The 16931-nt window shown below is 74.8% G+C and carries 17 protein-coding genes; 5 read left to right on the top strand and 12 right to left on the bottom strand.

The window, feature by feature from the left end:
* Nucleotides 1-92 precede the first annotated feature (92 nt).
* Nucleotides 93-656 (top strand): PPA1309 family protein, encoded by a 564-nt coding sequence (locus ACQ614_RS22465; protein ID WP_431680362.1) that lies wholly within the window; start codon nt 93-95, stop codon nt 654-656.
* Nucleotides 657-707: 51 nt separating this feature from the next.
* Here the strand turns inward: ACQ614_RS22465 and ACQ614_RS22460 are convergent, their stop codons facing one another.
* The 4 genes from ACQ614_RS22460 to ACQ614_RS22445 all read right to left on the bottom strand — a co-directional run bounded on the left by ACQ614_RS22460 (nt 708) and on the right by ACQ614_RS22445 (nt 3935).
* On the bottom strand, nt 708-1811 hold the full coding sequence (locus ACQ614_RS22460; protein WP_431680361.1) for a YlbL family protein: 1104 nt from the start codon (nt 1809-1811) through the stop codon (nt 708-710).
* A 50-nt stretch (nt 1812-1861) separates the two neighbouring features.
* On the bottom strand, nt 1862-2044 hold the full coding sequence (locus ACQ614_RS22455) for a hypothetical protein (protein ID WP_431680359.1): 183 nt from the start codon (nt 2042-2044) through the stop codon (nt 1862-1864).
* Nucleotides 2045-2239: 195 nt separating this feature from the next.
* Nucleotides 2240-2680 (bottom strand): molybdenum cofactor biosynthesis protein MoaE, encoded by a 441-nt coding sequence (locus ACQ614_RS22450; RefSeq protein WP_431680357.1) that lies wholly within the window; start codon nt 2678-2680, stop codon nt 2240-2242.
* A gap of 103 nt (nt 2681-2783) precedes the next feature.
* Nucleotides 2784-3935 (bottom strand): NAD-dependent epimerase/dehydratase family protein, encoded by a 1152-nt coding sequence (locus ACQ614_RS22445; RefSeq protein ID WP_431680355.1) that lies wholly within the window; start codon nt 3933-3935, stop codon nt 2784-2786.
* 189 nt (nt 3936-4124) lie between these two features.
* Between ACQ614_RS22445 and ACQ614_RS22440 the strand changes: the two genes are divergently transcribed.
* Together ACQ614_RS22440 and ACQ614_RS22435 are read left to right on the top strand one after the other, a co-directional pair.
* Nucleotides 4125-5639 carry a zinc-dependent metalloprotease gene (locus tag ACQ614_RS22440; RefSeq protein WP_431680353.1) on the top strand — a complete coding sequence of 505 codons (1515 nt, stop codon included), beginning with the start codon at nt 4125-4127 and terminating at the stop codon, nt 5637-5639.
* Nucleotides 5636-6202: an NUDIX hydrolase gene (locus ACQ614_RS22435; RefSeq protein ID WP_431680352.1), complete on the top strand. Its 567-nt coding sequence runs from the start codon at nt 5636-5638 to the stop codon at nt 6200-6202. Before ACQ614_RS22440 ends, ACQ614_RS22435 begins: the two co-directional genes overlap by 4 nt.
* Nucleotides 6203-6253: 51 nt before the next feature.
* On the opposite strand, the gene ACQ614_RS22430 is transcribed toward ACQ614_RS22435, so the two are convergent.
* The 4 genes from ACQ614_RS22430 to ACQ614_RS22415 all read right to left on the bottom strand — a co-directional run bounded on the left by ACQ614_RS22430 (nt 6254) and on the right by ACQ614_RS22415 (nt 9962).
* Nucleotides 6254-6946 (bottom strand): AIM24 family protein, encoded by a 693-nt coding sequence (locus ACQ614_RS22430; RefSeq protein WP_431680350.1) that lies wholly within the window; start codon nt 6944-6946, stop codon nt 6254-6256.
* Nucleotides 6947-6971: 25 nt separating this feature from the next.
* Entirely contained in the window at nt 6972-7664 is a 693-nt protein-coding gene (locus tag ACQ614_RS22425) for an AIM24 family protein (RefSeq protein ID WP_431680349.1), read from the bottom strand.
* Between the two features lie 15 nt (nt 7665-7679).
* Complete coding sequence (locus ACQ614_RS22420) at nt 7680-9119, bottom strand: TerD family protein (RefSeq protein ID WP_431680347.1); 1440 nt, start codon at nt 9117-9119, stop codon at nt 7680-7682.
* A gap of 93 nt (nt 9120-9212) precedes the next feature.
* Complete coding sequence (locus tag ACQ614_RS22415) at nt 9213-9962, bottom strand: M48 metallopeptidase family protein (RefSeq protein ID WP_431680345.1); 750 nt, start codon at nt 9960-9962, stop codon at nt 9213-9215.
* Between the two features lie 230 nt (nt 9963-10192).
* Here ACQ614_RS22415 and ACQ614_RS22410 point away from each other — a divergent pair, with 230 nt between their 5' ends.
* Both ACQ614_RS22410 and ACQ614_RS22405 read left to right on the top strand, forming a co-directional pair.
* On the top strand, nt 10193-11362 hold the full coding sequence (locus ACQ614_RS22410; protein WP_431680344.1) for a ThiF family adenylyltransferase: 1170 nt from the start codon (nt 10193-10195) through the stop codon (nt 11360-11362).
* 184 nt (nt 11363-11546) lie between these two features.
* Nucleotides 11547-12875 (top strand): ABC1 kinase family protein, encoded by a 1329-nt coding sequence (locus tag ACQ614_RS22405; RefSeq protein ID WP_431680342.1) that lies wholly within the window; start codon nt 11547-11549, stop codon nt 12873-12875.
* Nucleotides 12876-13025: 150 nt separating this feature from the next.
* Here ACQ614_RS22405 and ACQ614_RS22400 read toward each other — a convergent pair whose 3' ends face one another.
* The 4 genes from ACQ614_RS22400 to ACQ614_RS22385 form a co-directional block, all read right to left on the bottom strand.
* The gene (locus tag ACQ614_RS22400; RefSeq protein WP_431680340.1) at nt 13026-13436 is read right to left on the bottom strand and encodes a hypothetical protein; all 411 of its coding nucleotides are present in this window, start codon (nt 13434-13436) and stop codon (nt 13026-13028) included.
* The gene (locus tag ACQ614_RS22395; RefSeq protein ID WP_363490795.1) at nt 13433-13789 is read right to left on the bottom strand and encodes a WhiB family transcriptional regulator; all 357 of its coding nucleotides are present in this window, start codon (nt 13787-13789) and stop codon (nt 13433-13435) included. Before ACQ614_RS22395 ends, ACQ614_RS22400 begins: the two co-directional genes overlap by 4 nt.
* A gap of 175 nt (nt 13790-13964) precedes the next feature.
* Entirely contained in the window at nt 13965-14432 is a 468-nt protein-coding gene (locus ACQ614_RS22390; RefSeq protein ID WP_431680339.1) for a hypothetical protein, read from the bottom strand.
* Nucleotides 14433-14704: 272 nt separating this feature from the next.
* Entirely contained in the window at nt 14705-16921 is a 2217-nt protein-coding gene (locus ACQ614_RS22385; protein WP_431683989.1) for an ATP-dependent DNA helicase UvrD2, read from the bottom strand.
* Between the last annotated feature and the right edge of the window lie 10 nt (nt 16922-16931).

The following is a 16931-nucleotide window of genomic DNA, read 5'->3' as shown; positions in this document are numbered from 1 at the left end:
CTTCACCTGAGTTCCCGCCGGGCCTCCCGAGACCCGACCGTTACCGGGAACGGCGGGCCTCCTGGGCGGTCCGGACGTGTGAGGATGGGGGCATGTCCGATGCACCCCTCACGCCCGCCGGCGACGGCCTGCCGCCGGCCGCGTCCCCGCTGACCCGCGCCGCCCTGGAGATCGACGAGTACGCGGCGACGCTCGGCTGGGACCTCCCGGCCCGGCTGTTCGCCCTGGTCGACACCGCCGCGCTGCGCAAGGCCGACCCGAGGCTGGCCCGCCAGCTCGGCCTGGCCGACAACGAGGCGACCGGACTGACCCCGGTCGAGCAGGAGGAGCTGCCGGCCGGCGCCGAGCTGGACAAGTTCCTCGGCACCATCGCCTGGCCCGACCAGGTCGCCGGCTGCGCGCTGGTCGTCGAGCGGCTGATGCTGCCCCCGGGCGCCGAGCAGTCCCGCCCGAAGAACGCCACCGAGAAGGAGCTGGCGGGCTGGGTGGCGAACCACCCGCAGCGCCAGGAGGTGCGGATCACCGCCGCCGTGCTGCGCGACGGCTCCCGGGAGATCGCCCTGCGGCTGCGCGAGAAGGACGTCGCGCGCGAGGTGCTGACCGGCCCCGACCTGGTGCCGGGCCTCACCGACGCCCTGCTCGCCACCTTCTCCTGAGGCTGAGGGCCGCCCTCCCCCGGGACCCGCACCCGGGGGGCGGCCCGGCCGCTACTTCGGGCAGGACGGCAGCGCCGAGGTCTGGCCGGAGCGGATCTGGTCCAGCGCCTTCAGCGCGCCGTCCAGCGAGTCCACCTTGACGAGCCGCAGCCCGCCCGGGGTGCCCTTGGCCGCCTCGGCGCAGTTGTCGGCGGGCGTCATGAAGTACTCGGCGCCCTTGTCCCGGGCGGCGATCAGCTTCATCTGGATGCCGCCGATCGGGCCGACCCGGCCCTCGTCGCTGATGGTGCCGGTGCCGGCCACGAACTTGCCGCCGGTCAGGTCGCCCGGCGTCAGCTTGTCCACGATGCCCAGCGAGAACATCAGGCCGGCGCTCGGGCCGCCGACGTCCTGCAGGCCGATGTCGATGGTGAACGGGTAGGTGTGGTCCGTCCCCGGCAGGATGCCGACGATGGCCCGCCCGTCGGACGCCCTGCCGGTGGTGATCGCCACCTTCTTCTCGGCCGCCGTGCCGCCGCCGCCCGAACTGCCGGCGCCGGCCGAGCCGGCGGTGTGCGGGACGACCGTGAACTCCACGCTCTCGCCCGGCTTGTGCTTGGTGACCAGCGCGGCCACCTGGTCCTTGGCGGTCACCGCGGTGCCGTCCACCGCGACGATCCGGTCGCCGGCGTGCAGCTTGCCCTCGGACGGCCCGCCCGCCACCACCGAGGACACCACGGTCTGCGAGCCGACCGGGATGCCGAGCTGCTTGAGGGCGGCGGTCTTGGCGCTGTCCTCGGAGGACGCGAACTGCTCGGCGTTCTCCTGCTGGGCCTCCTTGTCGGTCTGGCCCTTCGGGTAGACGTTGTCGTGCGGCACCACGAGGACGTCCTTGCGCAGCCAGCCGATCACCGCGGAGACCAGGCTCGGCTCGTACTTGGCGCCGGTCACCTGGACCGTCGTCATGTTGAGGTGCCCGCTCGTCGGGTAGGTCTCGCGCCCCTTGATCTCGATCACCGGCACCGACTCGCCCGACTTCTTCTCCTGCACGCCGAGCGTGTTGTACGTCGGGCCCGGGCTCATCTCGGTGTACGGCACCCGCATCAGCACGGAGGCACAGAGCAGGCCTATGAGCAGCAGGGTGGCGGCGAGCATCGTCGCGGAGCGGCGTGGCATGGCTCGACAGTACGGGACGGCGGCGGCCCGGCGCTGCCCGGCCCGGAGGCTCAGTTGCGGGAGGAGTCGCCGGGACCGGCGGTGGAGCGCTCCATCGCGGCGCGGAACCTCGCGTGCTCGGCGAGCGAGGCCGGGTCACCGGTGGCGCGGGGGGTGCGGGCCGCCCAGCCCGCCCAGACCATGGCGGCCAGTGCGGCGGCGACGGGGATGATCAACCAGGCGAGCGCAGCCATGTCCGTACTCCCAGCTCGTCGTGTCTATCAGCAGATTAACCGTCCGCGCAGACAACGGCGGCAGCACCGTCCGGGTTACGGCCGCGGGTTCACCCGCAACAGGGTCGTGGCACACCTGTGGCGGGCCCGTGGCGGACCGCCGCAGAGCCTCCGGCGGGGTGGGGCGAACGGGCGACGGCGCCCGTCGGCGGGCCCTCAGCAGGTGCCCGCGCCGACCCACTCCTCCTCGCCGTCGATGAACACCTGGTGCTTCCAGATCGGCACCTGGTGCTTCAGGTCGTCGATCAGCCGGCGGGCCGCCTCGAAGGCCTCGCCGCGGTGCGCGCAGGACACGGCGACGACGACCGCCTTGTCGGTGATCTCCAGCCGGCCGACCCGGTGCACCGCCGCCAGCGCCTTCACCGGGAAGTCGGCGACGATCTTCTCGGCGATCCGGCGCATCTCCCGCTCGGCGGTCGGGTGGGCGCTGTACTCGAGCGCGGAGACGGACTTGCCGCCGTCGTGGTCGCGGACCGTCCCCACGAAGACCGTGGTGCCGCCGGCCGCGTCGTCGCCGACCGCCTCGTACACCTCGTCCAGCGAGAGCGGGGTGTCCCGGATGGCGAGCAGGCGGATCGGGTCGTGGTTCTCGGACATGGCCACCATGATTCCCCATGCCGGGTGGCATTCGGCAAGGGCTTCCGCATCACGATTGCACCATTCCGCATACCGGAACGACGGCCCGGCCACCCCGAGCGCCTCAGAACCTCCTGCGCTTGCGGGCGCGGCGGACGAGGGCGGCGGTGCCGACCAGGGCCACGGTCGCTCCGGCGGCGCCGAGGCTGGTGGCGGCCTCCTTGCCGCCGAGGCGGCGGCCGGCGACGGCGTGCTTGCCGGAGACCTGGGAGAGGAGTTCGGCGAGCACCTCCTCGTTGCCGTACGACGGGCGCCAGCCCGCCTCGTGGAGACGGCTGCCGGAGACCACCCACGGGTACATGGTGTAGGCGAGGTCGCCGGCCGGGGCCGGGGTCAGGCCGAGGCGGTGCAGCCGGGCCGCCGTGCCGAGGGCGAGGGAGGCGGGCAGCTCCATGCGGCGGATGCCGGAGAGCTCCTCCACGTCCTCCTGCTCCAGCCAGCCGTCGCAGCCGACGGTGACCTCCCCCTCGACTAGGCCGAGCGCCGCGTACTCCAGCGCGGAGGCGAGGTCGTCGACGTGGCAGAACTGCCAGCACGGCCGCGAGCCGGCCACCACCAGCAGCCGCGGCGCCTCGAAGTGCCGGGTCAGCACGGTGTCGATGCCGGGGCCGACCACCACGGCCGGGCGGAGCACGGTGATCTGCAGGCCCGGGTGGGCGCGCGGGGCGCGCCGGGCGAGGCGCTCGATCTCCAGCAGGTCGCCGACCAGCGTGGCCTCCTCGGTGGCCCGCAGCTCGGAGTCCTCGGCGAGCGGCACCTCGTTGTCGGGCAGCGCGCCGTAGACCATGGCGGAGGTGCACAGCACCACCCGGGAGACGCCGGCGGCCGCGGCGGCGGTCACCACGGTCTGCGCGCCCCGCACGTTGTACGCGCTCCGGGCCCGCGGATCGGTCTCCATACCGAGGTCCATGGCCAGGTGGACGACCACGTCGACCCCGGCCAGCCGTTCCGCCACGGCCGGGTCGCGGACGTCCAGGATGCGCCACTGCACACCGGGCACCTCGCCGCGGCGGTCGTCGATCGCCAGCACCTTGCGGACCCCGGGCGACTCGACCAGGCGGGCCGCGACCCGCTCGCCGAGCACGCCGGCCGCTCCGGTGACGGCCACGGTCAGCGGCCTGCCGCCGTAGGCTGGAGACGGCGAACCCGCGGCGGCCGCGGTGTCGTCCTCACCTCCGGTCAGCCCAGAGCGAACGTCCGAAGGCGGGGAACTCACCGGCCATCCTCCACGGTTAGCTTATGTGCGTACGTACGAGTGTCACGTACCGTCCATCCTGCCCGAGGCAAGGGCCCGGCGGGCGCACCCGGCGCCATCGGGCCGCGAGACCATGGACACGTCCCGCCTTCGCGGGCACACGAATTCCCGCCACATCCCGCGTGACGGCCGAGCAGATCTGAGGACCCCGTGAGCGACCTCCCCTTCGGATTCTCCGTCCCGCCCGAGGAGCCCGAGGACGGCAAGAACAAGAAGGACGACCAGGGCGACGGCGCCGCCGAGGGCAAGGGCGGTCAGGGCGAGCCCCCTCAGCAGCCCTTCGGCTTCGGTGCCGGCAACCCGCTCGGCGCGCTGTTCGGCATGGGCGGCGCGGCGGGCGACAACCCGTTCGGCGCGATGATGGGCAATCTCAACCCCAACGACCTGGGCGCGGCCTTCCAGCAGCTCGGGCAGATGCTCTCCTTCGAGGGCGGCCCGGTGAACTGGGAGCTGGCGCAGAACATCGCCCGGCAGACGGTCGTCGCCGAGCCCGCCGAGGGCCGCAGCAAGGACCGCTCGGTCGGCGCGGCCGAGCGCACCGCCGTCACCGAGGCCGTGCGCCTCGCCGAGCTGTGGCTGGACGCCGCGACCGAGTTCCCGTCCGGCTCGACCACGGCGGTGGCCTGGAGCCGCGCCGAGTGGATCGAGGCGACCCTGCCGGTCTGGAAGGACCTGGTCGACCCGGTCGCCGAGCGGGTCGGCAACGCCATGGGCGGCGTGCTGCCGCCGGAGATGCAGGCCATGGCCGGCCCGCTGATGGGCGTGATGCGCTCGATGGGCGGCGCCATGTTCGGCACCCAGATCGGGCAGGCGCTCGGTGCGCTGGCGGCCGAGGTGGTCGGTTCCACCGACGTCGGCCTGCCGCTCGCCCCGGCAGGCAAGGCCGCGCTGCTGCCGCAGAACATCGCCGAGTTCGGCGAGGGCCTGAGCGTGCCCGCCGACGAGGTCCGGCTGTACCTCGCCCTGCGCGAGGCCGCCCACCAGCGCCTCTTCGCCCACGTGCCGTGGCTGCGGGCGCACCTGTTCGGCGCGGTCGAGGCGTACGCGCGCGGCATCAAGGTCGACACCTCGCGGATGGAGGAGCTGGTCGGCCAGCTCGACCCGACCAACCCGGAGGCCCTCCAGGAGGCGCTGGCCGGCGGCCTGCTGCAGCCCGAGGACACCCCGGAGCAGAAGGCCGCGCTCGCCCGGCTGGAGACCGCCCTCGCGCTGGTCGAGGGCTGGGTGGACGCGGTGGTGCACGCCGCGGCCCAGCCGCACCTGCCGCAGGCCGCGGCGCTCCGTGAGACGCTGCGCCGCCGCCGCGCCACCGGCGGCCCGGCCGAGCAGACCTTCGCCACGCTGGTCGGCCTGGAGCTGCGCCCGCGCCGGCTGCGGGACGCCTCCCGGCTGTGGGCCTCGCTCTCCGACGCCCGCGGCATCGAGGGCCGCGACGCCCTGTGGGAGCACCCCGACATGCTGCCGACCGCCGCGGACCTGGACGACCCGGACGGCTTCGTGCACCGCGCGGAGGAGGGCGGCATCGACTTCGACGCCCTCGACAAGCTGCTCGGCGAGGCCGCCCGCGGCGGGGACACCTCCGGCACCGGGGGCGGCGAGAACACCAAGGACACCGAGTCCGCCGAGGGCAAGGACGGCGACGAGGGCAAGGACGGCGGCAAGTGACCGACGCCCTGCACCGGGACGCCGTGCGCGTCCTCGGCGACTGGAAGCCGTCCGACCCCGCCCAGGACCGGCTGCGGACGGACTACCTCGACCACCTCGCCGACCGTCCCGACGGCATGCTGCGGGCCTGCACGCCCGCCCACATCACCGCCAGCGCGGTGGTCGTCGACCCGTCCGCCGGCCGGGTGCTGCTGACCCTGCACCCCAAGGTCGGCCGGTGGCTGCAGATGGGCGGCCACTGCGAGCCCGGGGACAGCACGCTCGCGGACGCGGCGCTGCGCGAGGCCACCGAGGAGTCCGGCATCGCCGGGCTCGCCCTGCTCACCGAGGGCGGCCTGCCGGTGCCGGTGAAGCTCGACCGGCACCAGGTGCACTGCGCCGGCAAGGACGCTCCGGAGAACACCCACCTGGACGTGCAGTACGTGGCCGTCGCCCCGGCCGGCGCGCAGGAGCTGATCAGCGAGGAGTCGCTGGACCTGCGCTGGTTCTCCTGGGACGAGCTGCCCGAGCTCACCGACGGCTCGGTGCGCACCCTCGTCGGCCTCGCCCGCGCCCTGGTCTGACCCGCGCTCCGCCCCCGGTGCCCGGCCGGCACCGGGGGCGGAGCCGTACGGTCAGCCGCGCGGGACGCGCTGCGGCGGCAGCAGCTCGCTGGGCTGCACGACGACGTAACCGCGGCCGGTGAAGGCCAGCTCCCAGCCCTCGGTGGCGGTGCCGCGGCGGCGCCATGCCTCGGTGTTGCTGCTCTGCGCCTGGAGCTGGACGTCCAGGCCGGACGACCAGCCGACCACCGCGTCCGCGTCGCCGTACACGTAGCTGCCGGGCTCGACCGGCAGCACCAGCGGCCGGCCCGAGGTCATCAGCACCAGGCTGCCGCTGCCGGAGAACTCCAGGCAGCGGCTGCCGACGCCGGCGATCCGGTCGCCGTTCTCGATCGCCACGGTGTGCCAGTCCAGGGTGGTGTCCAGTGCCAGCACATAGCTGTTGGTGACCACCAGGCGTTCCTGGTCCAGCTTCAGCACGTGCAGGTGCTGGGCCAGGTTGGCCAGGTAGACGGTGCCGGTGCCGGAGCAGCGCATCAGGTCGAGCACGCCGGCGTCGCGGCGCCGGTTGTTGTTGGCGCGGCGGCCCCCGGAGGGCGGGGTCCAGCCGGTGAAGTCGAGCCGGCCGACGTGGGCGACCATCGCGCCGCTGCGGGCCAGCACCTCGGACCGGCCGTCCAGGGTGACCCGGAGCAGCTGCGGGTTCTGCAGCGCGAAGCGGTCGGTGCCGGTGCCGGCGGTGTGCGACAGGAGGGGGCTCTGCACGGGAAGGGCTCCTCGAACTCGGTTCTCAGCCGCGGATCTTGAGTCGGTCGGCGGTGTCCTCGCTGGGCTGCACGACCACGAAGCCGGAGCCCCGGAAGCCGAGCTGCATCGCCTCGCCGCTGCCCCGGCCGATCAGCGAGCCGACCTTGACCGTCCGCCGGGTGCGCACCTCCAGGCCGGTGGTCCAGGCGACCAACGCGTCCGGGTCGACGTAGGTCTCGGCCTCGGCGCAGTCCAGCACCACGGGGACGCCGCGGGAGGTGACGGAGACCCAGCCGGTGCCGCTCACCGTGACGTTGTAGAGGCCGGTGCCGGCCAGCAGGGCGGCGCCGCGGACCTTCTCCACGGTGCAGCCGAGGGTGGCGTCCATGGCCAGCAGGTGCGAGCCGTTCACCGACAGCGACTCGTCGGCGAGCTGCAGGTTGAGCACGTCGGCGCCCATGTCGGCGAGGTACAGCGCGCCGTCGCCCGTCCACTGCAGCAGCGGGCTGCGTTCGCCGGACGCCCATTCGCCGAGCGCCCGACGGAAGGACTGCGGGACGGGCTCGTACTGCAGGAAGCCGTCGTAGGCCACCATCGCCCCGGCCTTGGCGTACACGTCCGCCCCGGCTGTCAGCGCGACCCGGCACATCGCCGTGCCGTGGTTGCTCATCCGCGCGCCGGTGTCGGCCGCCCGGTACGCGTCCAGCCCGCTCCCCGCGAGGAACTTCGCCTCCATGAATCCTCCTGGACCTCAGACCTCGAACGGCTGGACGACGACGAAGTTCCCCGGCGCACCGCGGAACTGCAGGCTGTACGATTCCGCGGCGTGCCCGGCGTACGCGGAGCGGCGGATCCGCACCGGCGCCGTGGTGATCACCTGCGAGCCGCGGGACCAGGCCACCAGCGCCTGCACGTCCACGTACGTCTCCGGGGCGGGCGTGACCGGCAGCACCACCGGGATGCCGTTGGTCTTCACCACGACCGTGCCGTGGCCGCTGAACTGCAGGGTGAAGAAGCCGCCGTGCGGCAGGCCCTCGCCCTCGATCCGGCGCACCTCGTGCTCCAGGCCAGCCTCGAAGGCCAGCACCCGGTCCGAGCCGACGCAGAACGAGTCGCCCTCCAGCCGCACCACGTGCAGGTCGCAGGCCTCGTCGGCGAGGAACACCTGGCCCTCGCCGGTGATCCGCATCAGCTTCAGCTGCTGCCCGGTCAGATTGCCGACCAGCTTGCGCAGCATGCCGGAACCCTCGTGCGCGAAGTCGGCCTTGCCCTGGTAGGCGACCATGCTGCCCTGCAGCGCCAGGATGTCCTGGCCCTTCGTCAGGCTGATCCGGACGAGGTGGTCGTTCTGCTTCACCCAGCCGGGGCTCTCCGGCAGCTCGGTGTACTTGGTCAGCGAGATCCGCACCCCGGCGGGGGCGGCGCCCGGGGCGGGCGCCGCGGGCGGGACGGGCACGGCGAGCAGCGTGGCGTCCGGGTACGGCTGCTGGGCGGGGACGGCGGGCGGCACAGGGACGGCGAGCAGGGTCGCGTCCGGGTACGGCTGCTGGACGGGCGGTGCTGCGGGCGCGGCCACCGGCTGGGGGGCGGCCGCCTGCTGCGGCACCGGCGCGGGGGCGGGGGCGGGGGCGGGGGCCGCCTCGGGGGCCGGCTGCTCCTCGTCGAGGACCTCGCCGCCGAAGTTCTCCAGCAGGGCGCGCAGGCCGCCGTCGAAGCCCTGGCCGACCGCGGCGAACCGCCACTCGCCGCCGCGGCGGTAGACGTCCGCCAGCATCACGGCCCGCTCGGTGGAGAACTCCGCGCCGGTGAAGCTGTACCGGCCGACCTCGGTGCCTCCGGCCACGATCCGGACGTGGCCGGAGGCCACCTGGGACATCTGCCCGTCGCCGTCGACGGTCGCGGTGAGCGCCAGCTTGTGGACGGCGTCCGGCACGGCCGGGAGCACCACCGCGAAGGCCTCGGAGTCGCCCTCCTGCGCGCCCAGCAGCCGGATCGACCGCTCGGGGCTGGCGGGCTGGTTGAAGAAGACGAAGTAGCGGTCGTCGCTGAGCCGTTCGTCGGCGTCCAGCCCGAAGCAGCTGATGTCGAAGGTCAGCCCCGGCGCCGCGATGTGCACCCCGAGGTAGAGCTCGGTGCTCGCGGTCAGCTCACTGATCCGGACGCGGGACGCCTTGGCGAGTTCCCTGGACATGGCGCGGACCGGCCCCCTCCTGGTGCGGCTGCTGATCCCCGAGACCATATCCCAGCGGCCCGCCCGCACAGCAGCCCCGACCGGCCCCGAATGTCAGTCGCAGTCGCCCGCCCCGACCGGCTCCCCGCCGTCGGCCCCGGGCAGGCCTGCGCCGGCCGGGGGGTGCGGCAGCCGGGCGGCCGCGGCCACGCCCTCCAGGTAGCCGCGGGCCCGCTCGGTGCGCGGGTAGGCCTCCAGCAGCGCCCAGAACCCCGGCCCGTGGTCGGCCACCAGCAGGTGCGCCAGCTCGTGCAGCAGCACGTAGTCCACGACGTACCCGGGCATGCCCTGCAGCCGGTGGGAGAGCCGGACGGTGCGCTCGGCGGGCGTGCAGGAGCCCCACCGGGTGTTCTGGTTGGTGACCCAGCGGACCTGCCGCGGGACGGCCCGCCCGCCCAGGTACGCCTCGGACAGCTCCCGGGCACGGGCCTCGAGCGCGTCGTCGCCGAGCGTGCGGCGGCTCTCCTGCCGGGCCAGCCGCTCCAGCATCTGGGCCACCCAGCGCTGCTCCTCGGCCTTCGACATCCGGGCCGGGATCAGCACGACGGTGCGGTCGCCCTCGCGGTAGGCGGAGACGGTGCGGCTGCGCCGGGCGCTGCGGCGGACCTCGACGGCGGCGGGGTCGACCGGCGGCGGGGCGGCGGAACCCGGCTGCGGCCCGGGCTCCGCCTGCGGCAGCGGGTCGGGGGGCGGCTCCGGCGTGCGGGCGCGCCCGTGCGCACCGGGCGCCGCGGCGTCGTACCCGGAGGCTGCCCGGGGACGTCGGCGCGGCGACGGGGATCGGGTGTCCGGTTCGGCCGCCATGGCACCCGACGTTACCCGCCGCCTCCGACAGAACGGGGCTGCCCGGCCCGTCGCGGCGTGCAGGGATGGCGCACGTCGCGCGAACGGAAATTGTCCACAGGGTGTACGCACCGATCTTCGGATCATGCGACCGGGCCTGTGGACAACGCCCGGCGGGACCGCCGCCGGATCGGGCATCCTGCCCTCACCGCGGCACCGCCCGCGGCACCGCACCGCCCAGGAGGGACGCCATGCGCCCGATGCTCAAACCCGCCCTCTCCCGCCTCTGGCGGGACGAGCGGACCCTGCAGTTCGGCACCGTCCGCCGGCACGCCCGGCTGGTCGAGCAGGTCGACCGCACCGTCGCCGCCTTCCTGGAGCTGGTCGACGGCAGCCGGGACACCGCCGGGCTGATCGCGGCCGGCGAGGCACTCGGCCTGGACGCCGGCGTCTGCCGGGCCCTGCTCGACTCGCTGGCCCGGGGCGAGCTGCTGGACGACGCCGAGGCCCTCCGCGAGGCCCTGGAGGGCTTCCCGCAGCCGCAGCGGGAGCTCCTCGGGCCGGACGCCGCCGGGCTCTCGCTGGTCCACCCCGAGCCCGGCGAGGCCGCGGAGGTGCTCACCGCCCGCCGGCGCGCCCGGGTGGAGGTGCGGGGCGCCGGCCGGGTCGGCACCGCGCTGGCCGCCGCCCTCGCGGCCGGCGGCATCGGCACCGTCACCGTGGCGGACGGCGGCCGGGTCACCGCCGCGGACTGCTCGCCCGCCGGCCTGCCGCCCGCCGACATCGGACGGCTGCGCGGCACCGCCGCCCGCGAGGCCGTGCAGCGGGCCGCAGGGGTGCCCCCGGCCGCCGGCCGCCGCCCCGCCCCGGTCGCCGCCGGGCCGCCCGCCCTGGTCGTGCTGGCACCGCGGGACGGCTCCGCCGCGCACACCGGCGGGGCGGTGGAGGCGCACGAGCTGGTCCGGGCCGGGGTGCCGCACCTGTACGTCGGGGTGCTGGAGCACCTGGGCGTGGTCGGGCCGCTGGTCGTCCCCGGCGCCTCGGCCTGCGGCGGCTGCGCCGCGCTGACCAGGCACGACGAGGACCCGGGCTGGCCGCGGCTGCTCGCCCAGCTGGAGGGCGCCGGCCCGGGGCGGGCCGGGACGCCCGCCTGTGACAGCGCGCTCGCCACCGCCGTCGCCGGGCTGGCCGCCCTGCACGCCCAGCTCTACCTGGACGGGGTGCTGCCGCCGAGCGTGGACGGCTGGTGCGAGCTGTCCGCCGCCGACGGCACGGTGCGGCGCCTCCGGCTGCGCGCCCACCCGGCCTGCGGCTGCCTCTGGCGCGCATCGGGCCCGCCGCCCCCGGCCCGGGCGGCCGCGCCGGGCGGGCCGGCAGGAGGGGGTGAATCCCTTCGGCAGGCGTTCGGGGTGCCCCGTTGAGGTGAACTTCGCGCGGTACGCCCCACCACCGGGTTGCGCGCCCGAATACCAGTCCGCATTATTCGCCGGACGTGCCCGGTGGAGCGGGCACAATGGCGAGGTGACCACTGCCCGTGGCGGGCCGCGTCCGGTGCCTGCGCGCCGACCGGCCCCGGCGGGCGCGATCCGACTGGGAGGCCCCGGGGTGAGCGATCTTCCGCGCAAGGCCGTGACGCGTACCGCACGGCTGGCGGCGCTGCCGCTCGGCTTCGCGGGCCGTGCCACGCTCGGGCTGGGCAAGCGGCTGGGCGGCCGGCCCGCCGAGGAGGTCACGGCCGAGCTGCAGCAGCGCACCGCCGAGCAGCTGTTCTCGACGCTCGGTCAGCTCAAGGGCGGCGCCATGAAGTTCGGCCAGGCGCTGTCGGTCTTCGAGTCCGCGCTGCCCGAGGACGTCGCCGGCCCCTACCGGGCCGCGCTGACGAAGCTCCAGGACTCGGCCCCGGCGATGCCGGCGGCCACCGTGCACCGGGTGATGGCGGAACAGCTCGGCGCCGACTGGCGGGAGCGGTTCCGCAGCTTCGACGACCGCCCGGCCGCCGCCGCGTCGATCGGGCAGGTGCACCGAGCGGTCTGGCACGACGGCCGCACGGTCGCCGTCAAGGTCCAGTACCCGGGGGCCGGCGACGCGCTGCTGGGCGATCTCGGCCAACTGGCCAGGCTGGCCCGGGTGCTGGGTCCGCTGATCCCCGGGATGGACATGAAGCCGCTGATCGCCGAGTTGCGGGCGCGGGTCGCGGAGGAGCTGGACTACGGCCTGGAGGCGCAGGCCCAGCGCGCCCACGCGGAGGAGTTCGCCGACGACCCGGACATCGCCGTGCCCGGGGTGGTCGACCGGGCCGGGCAGGTGCTGGTCACCGAGTGGATGGACGGCATCCCGCTGGCCCGGGTGATCGCCTCCGGCTCGGCCGCGGAGCGGGACAGGGCCGGGCAGCTGCTGGCCCGCTTCCTGTTCGCCGGACCGACCCGCACCGGGCTGCTGCACGCGGACCCGCACCCGGGCAACTTCCGGCTGCTCGGCGACGGGCCGGCCGGGGAGCGGCGGCTCGGGGTGCTGGACTTCGGCACGGTCGACCGGCTGCCGGGCGGGCTGCCCGAGCCTATCGGCACGGCGCTCCGGCTCGCCCTGGAGGGGGAGGCCGGGGCGGTCTACGACATGCTCCGCCAGGAGGGCTTCGTCCGGCCGACCATCACGCTCGACCCGGACGCGGTGCTGGACTACCTGGTGCCGATCATCGAACCGACCCGGGTGGAGGAGTTCACCTTCACCCGGGACTGGATGCGGGCGCAGGCGGCCCGGATCGCCGACCCCCGCTCGCCCGCGTACAACCTGGGCAAGCAGCTCAACCTGCCGCCGTCCTACCTGCTGATCCACCGGGTGACGCTGAGCACCATCGGTGTGCTCTGCCAGCTGGGTGCGAAGGTGCGGCTGCGCGAGGAACTGGCCGCCTGGCTGCCGGGGTTCGCCGGCCGCTGAGCCGGGGCCCGCGGGCAGCCCCGGACAGGGCCCGCACACGGCGACGGCCGCCCCCTTCCGCAAGGGGGCGGCCGTCGTTCCGTTCTCTGCCTGGTCACTGGACGGGCCGTCCGGCTCCGCCCCGGTCGGGGCGGGACCGGCGGCGGTCCGTCACATCAGGGCGGTGGCAAGCGCCCTGCGGGCGCGCAGCGACGCACGTTCGGCCTTCCGCACGAGGCGGTCGGCCCGTGCGAGGCGCGCGCCGAGTCGTTGGCGCTCCGCCTCGCGGGTTAGTTCCTGCATATGGGCGCGGGCCAGGGATTCCTGGAGGAGATGCATGTCGAAGTTCCTGTTCGGGGCGTGGAGTTCGGGGTGCTGCTCGAAGCGGGCGGGGTGATCGGCGGCGGGGGTCATGTGGTGGTCCTGCTCGTGGTGCGTGCTCGGGAAGGGGTGGCGGGCTGCGGCATCGGCCTTGGCGGCGGCGATGCGTACGGAGCGGCGCAGGGCGCTGTCCTGCGGGGGCTGCTCTCCCCGTCGGACGCCTGCGGTTCCGTGACCGGTGGGCATGTCGGCGGTGATCACGCCATGACCTCGGTCTTGCGCGGACGGCCCCGCGGCCGCTTGCGGGCCACGACCACGCCCTGGACGAAGAGCTCGCCGCCCCAGACGCCCCACGGCTCGCGCCGCTCCAGCGCGCCGGCCAGGCAGGCCTCCTTGACCGGGCAGGTGCCGCAGAGGGACTTGGCGTACTCGACGTCCGCCGGCGTCTCGGCGAAGAAGACCTCCGGGTCGAAGGCCCGGCACGGGACGGTCTGGCCGAGGGCGTCGGCCTCGTCGAGCGAAGAGAGCTGCTGCATCAGGGAAACCTCCGGGGGGTCGGCCTGGTCGGCCTTGGTGAACTTGTCTGTCGGTACGGACGGGAGGGGCGGCGTGATGACCGTGGACACTTCTTCCTCGTCTTTTCTCAGTGGTTCCGGTCCAGCCGGCTGGTGGGGCCGGACCGGAGGCCCCGAGGGGCCTGGGTTTGTCTTGACGTACCGGACAAAACAGAAGGGCCGCGGATCCCGGTGTGACGGGTTCCGCGGCCCTGGAGACCGACCTGAGGCTTCCTCAGGTGCGTTCACTCCAGGGTTCCGGGCCGCGGAAGGCCCTCATCCGGGTGGCCTGGGCGCCCATCTGGGCGGCCTGGGCCAGGTTGATCAGCTGCTCGTCCTGCTTGGTGGCTCCGGCACCGGAGACGCGCACATAGCCGCCATGCATGGCTGCCACTGCCACTGCCTTCGGTGCCTGGGTCGGTCGCTCGTCGCGCAGCCCGAGGCCGCCGCCGAAGATCGCCCAGTCACGGGACAGACCCGTCTCGCGGGAATCGGCGCCGCCGAGGCCAGTGAAGCCGGAGCCACTGACAACGGAGACATCGGTGCCCTGGAGACCCAGACCGTTGTCGGCCAGAACGACCACGCCGCGCAGACGCGAGACGGTGGTCGAGGTGCAACGGGTGCCGAACAGCGAGAGGGCGCCCGCGGGCATGGCGAATACGGTCTGGCCAGTCAGTTTGGTGATGGTCTTCGTGGTTTCCACTGTCTTCGCCTCCTCTCGGCGTCTCGCGGTGCCCAGTTCCCCGGGCCCCGGTGTTCGGATGTCGGTCGGTCCTGCTGGTGGTGCGGTGTTGCTGCTGTACCGGCGCTGTCGGACCCGAAAAGATCCGGTCGCGCCCGAACGGCACGCTGAAGGTGGCCCTCCGAGCGGCCTTGCGATCTCGTCCCCTTGACCGCTCCGGCAGGCTATTGCGCGCGGCGTACGGGGCGCAAACTATTTTTCCGGCGAGTTCCGGAGTGATCTCCGCGAGCGGCTCAGGCCGGCTCGGTCGGCTCCCCCACGAGCCCGTCCGCGATGTCGTCGACAGGCTCTTCCCCCGCGCACAACGACAGCACAGCGGCGCCGTACTTGTCCAGTTTCATGGCGCCGACCCCGGAGATCAGGGCCAGTTCGCGCTCGCTCGACGGGACGTCCTCGGCGATCGCCATCAGGGTCGCGTCGGTGAACACCACGTACGCCGGCGCACCCTGCTTCTTCGCCTGGCGGGCCCGCCACTCGCGCAGCCGCTCGTACAGCGCCTCGTCCATCGAGGAGGGGCAGCCCTCGCAGCGCCGCAGCTTGCGCTCCACCGCCTCGGTGAGGGTGCGGCCGCACACCCGGCAGGTGACCGGGCCGCGCGGGGCGCGGCGGGAGGCCGCGCGGGCCTCGCCGCGCTCGACCCCGCCCCGGCCGCCCCGGCCGCCGCCCTGCGCCGTGCCGGAGCCCGGCCGCAGGCCGTCCAGGAAGCGGGTGGGCCGGCGGCTCGCCCGGCCGCCGGGCGAGCGCGAGAGGGCCCAGGACAGGCTGAGGTGCTGCCGGGCGCGGGTCACGCCGACGTAGAGCAGCCGGCGCTCCTCCTCGATCTGCTCGTCGGTCTTGGCGTAGATGATCGGCAGGGTGCCCTCGCTGAGGCCGACGAGGAAGACTGCGTCCCACTCCAGGCCCTTGGCGGCGTGCAGCGAGGCCAGGGTGACGCCCTCGACGGCGGGTGCGTGCTGGGCCGCGGCGCGGGCATCGAGCTCGGCGACGTACGCGGCCAGCCCGGCGTTCTCCCCGGCAGCGAGGCGGCCGGCCTCGAACTCCTCGGCGAGCCGGACGAGCGCGGCCAGCGACTCCCAGCGCTCGCGGACGGCGCCGGAGCCGGCCGGCGGGACGGCGGTGAAGCCGCGGGTGGCGAGCACCGCGCGGACCTGCCCGGCGAGGTCGGGCGCGTCCGCGGTGAGCGGGTCGTCGGACGCGCGGGCGGCGCCCTTGAGCAGCACGCCGGCCTCGCGCACCTCGGGCCGCTCGAAGAACCGCTCGGCGCCCTTCAGCTGGTAGGGCAGGCCGAGGTCGGCGAGGGCCTGCTCGTACACCTCGGACTGGCCGTTGGTGCGGAACAGCACGGCGATCTCGCTGGCCCGCACGCCGCCGTCCAGCAGCTTGCGGATGCGGTGCGCGGTGGACTCGGCCTCGGTCGGCTCGTCCGGGTACTCGGCGTACTCGGGGTCCGGGCCGGCCTCCCGCTGGGAGACCAGCTCCAGGCGGTGCCGGGCGGCCTGGCCCCGGGCCTGGGCGAGCAGCCCGTTGGCCAGGTGGACGACCTGCGGGCTGGAGCGGTAGTCGCGGACCAGCTTCACCACGGTGGCGTCCGGGTGCCGGGTGCGGAAGTTCAGCAGGTAGTCGGGGGTGGCACCGGTGAAGGAGTAGATGGTCTGGCTGGCGTCGCCGACCACGCAGAGGCTGGCGCCGCCGGCCGTCCACTGCTCCAGCAGCCGCTGCTGGAGCGGGGAGACGTCCTGGTACTCGTCGACGGTGATGTGCCGGTACTGGGCGCGGACCCGCTCGGCGATCTCCGGGCGGTCCTCCAGGACGGCGGCGGTGAGCAGCAGCACGTCCTCGAAGTCGATCAGGCCGCGGTCGCGCTTGGCCTGCTCGTACGTCGCGTAGACGCGGGCGATCTCGGCCGGGTCGCGCGGGGCCTCGCGGCTGCTCTTGGCGACGGCGGCCGGGTAGTCGTCGGGCACGATCTGGGTGACCTTGGCCCACTCGATCTCGCCGGTGAGGTCGCGCAGCTCGGTGCGCTGCACGCGCAGGCCGGTGCGGGAGGCGGCCTCGGCGACCAGCTGGACCTTGCGCTCCAGCAGCCGCGGGACCTCGCCGCCGATCGCCCGCGGCCAGAAGTACTGGAGCTGGCGCAGCGCGGCGGAGTGGAAGGTGCGGGCCTGCACGCCCTCGGCGCCGAGCTGGCGGAGCCGCCCGCGCATCTCGCCGGCCGCACGGGCGGTGAAGGTCACCGCGAGCACCTGCTGGGGCTGGTAGACGCCGCTGCGCACGCCGTAGGCGATCCGGTGGGTGATGGCCCGGGTCTTGCCGGTGCCGGCGCCCGCGAGGACGCAGACGGGGCCGGTGAGGGCGGTGGCGACGGCACGCTGCTCGGGGTCGAGCCCGGCGAGCACCGCGTCGGCACCGGCGGGGGCGCCGCCCCAGGACTCGTACGGGTCGGACGGCATGCCCGAGAGC

Origin of the sequence: Kitasatospora dryopteridis (assembly GCF_050749075.1) — a bacterium.
Lineage (GTDB): Bacteria > Actinomycetota > Actinomycetes > Streptomycetales > Streptomycetaceae > Kitasatospora.
The sequence above is the reverse complement of the archived record's forward strand: the minus strand, read 5'-3'. Positions and strand labels throughout refer to the sequence as shown.

Coding starts and splice junctions, on each gene's coding strand:
- ACQ614_RS22415 (WP_431680345.1), bottom strand. CDS start 9,962: ATGGCGGCCGAACCGGACACCCGATCCCCGTCGCCGCGCCGACGTCCC.
- ACQ614_RS22385 (WP_431683989.1), bottom strand. CDS start 16,921: ATGCCGTCCGACCCGTACGAGTCCTGGGGCGGCGCCCCCGCCGGTGCC.
- ACQ614_RS22425 (WP_431680349.1), bottom strand. CDS start 7,664: ATGGAGGCGAAGTTCCTCGCGGGGAGCGGGCTGGACGCGTACCGGGCG.
- ACQ614_RS22455 (WP_431680359.1), bottom strand. CDS start 2,044: ATGGCTGCGCTCGCCTGGTTGATCATCCCCGTCGCCGCCGCACTGGCC.
- ACQ614_RS22460 (WP_431680361.1), bottom strand. CDS start 1,811: ATGCCACGCCGCTCCGCGACGATGCTCGCCGCCACCCTGCTGCTCATA.
- ACQ614_RS22420 (WP_431680347.1), bottom strand. CDS start 9,119: ATGTCCAGGGAACTCGCCAAGGCGTCCCGCGTCCGGATCAGTGAGCTG.
- ACQ614_RS22465 (WP_431680362.1), top strand. CDS start 93: ATGTCCGATGCACCCCTCACGCCCGCCGGCGACGGCCTGCCGCCGGCC.
- ACQ614_RS22450 (WP_431680357.1), bottom strand. CDS start 2,680: ATGTCCGAGAACCACGACCCGATCCGCCTGCTCGCCATCCGGGACACC.
- ACQ614_RS22410 (WP_431680344.1), top strand. CDS start 10,193: ATGCGCCCGATGCTCAAACCCGCCCTCTCCCGCCTCTGGCGGGACGAG.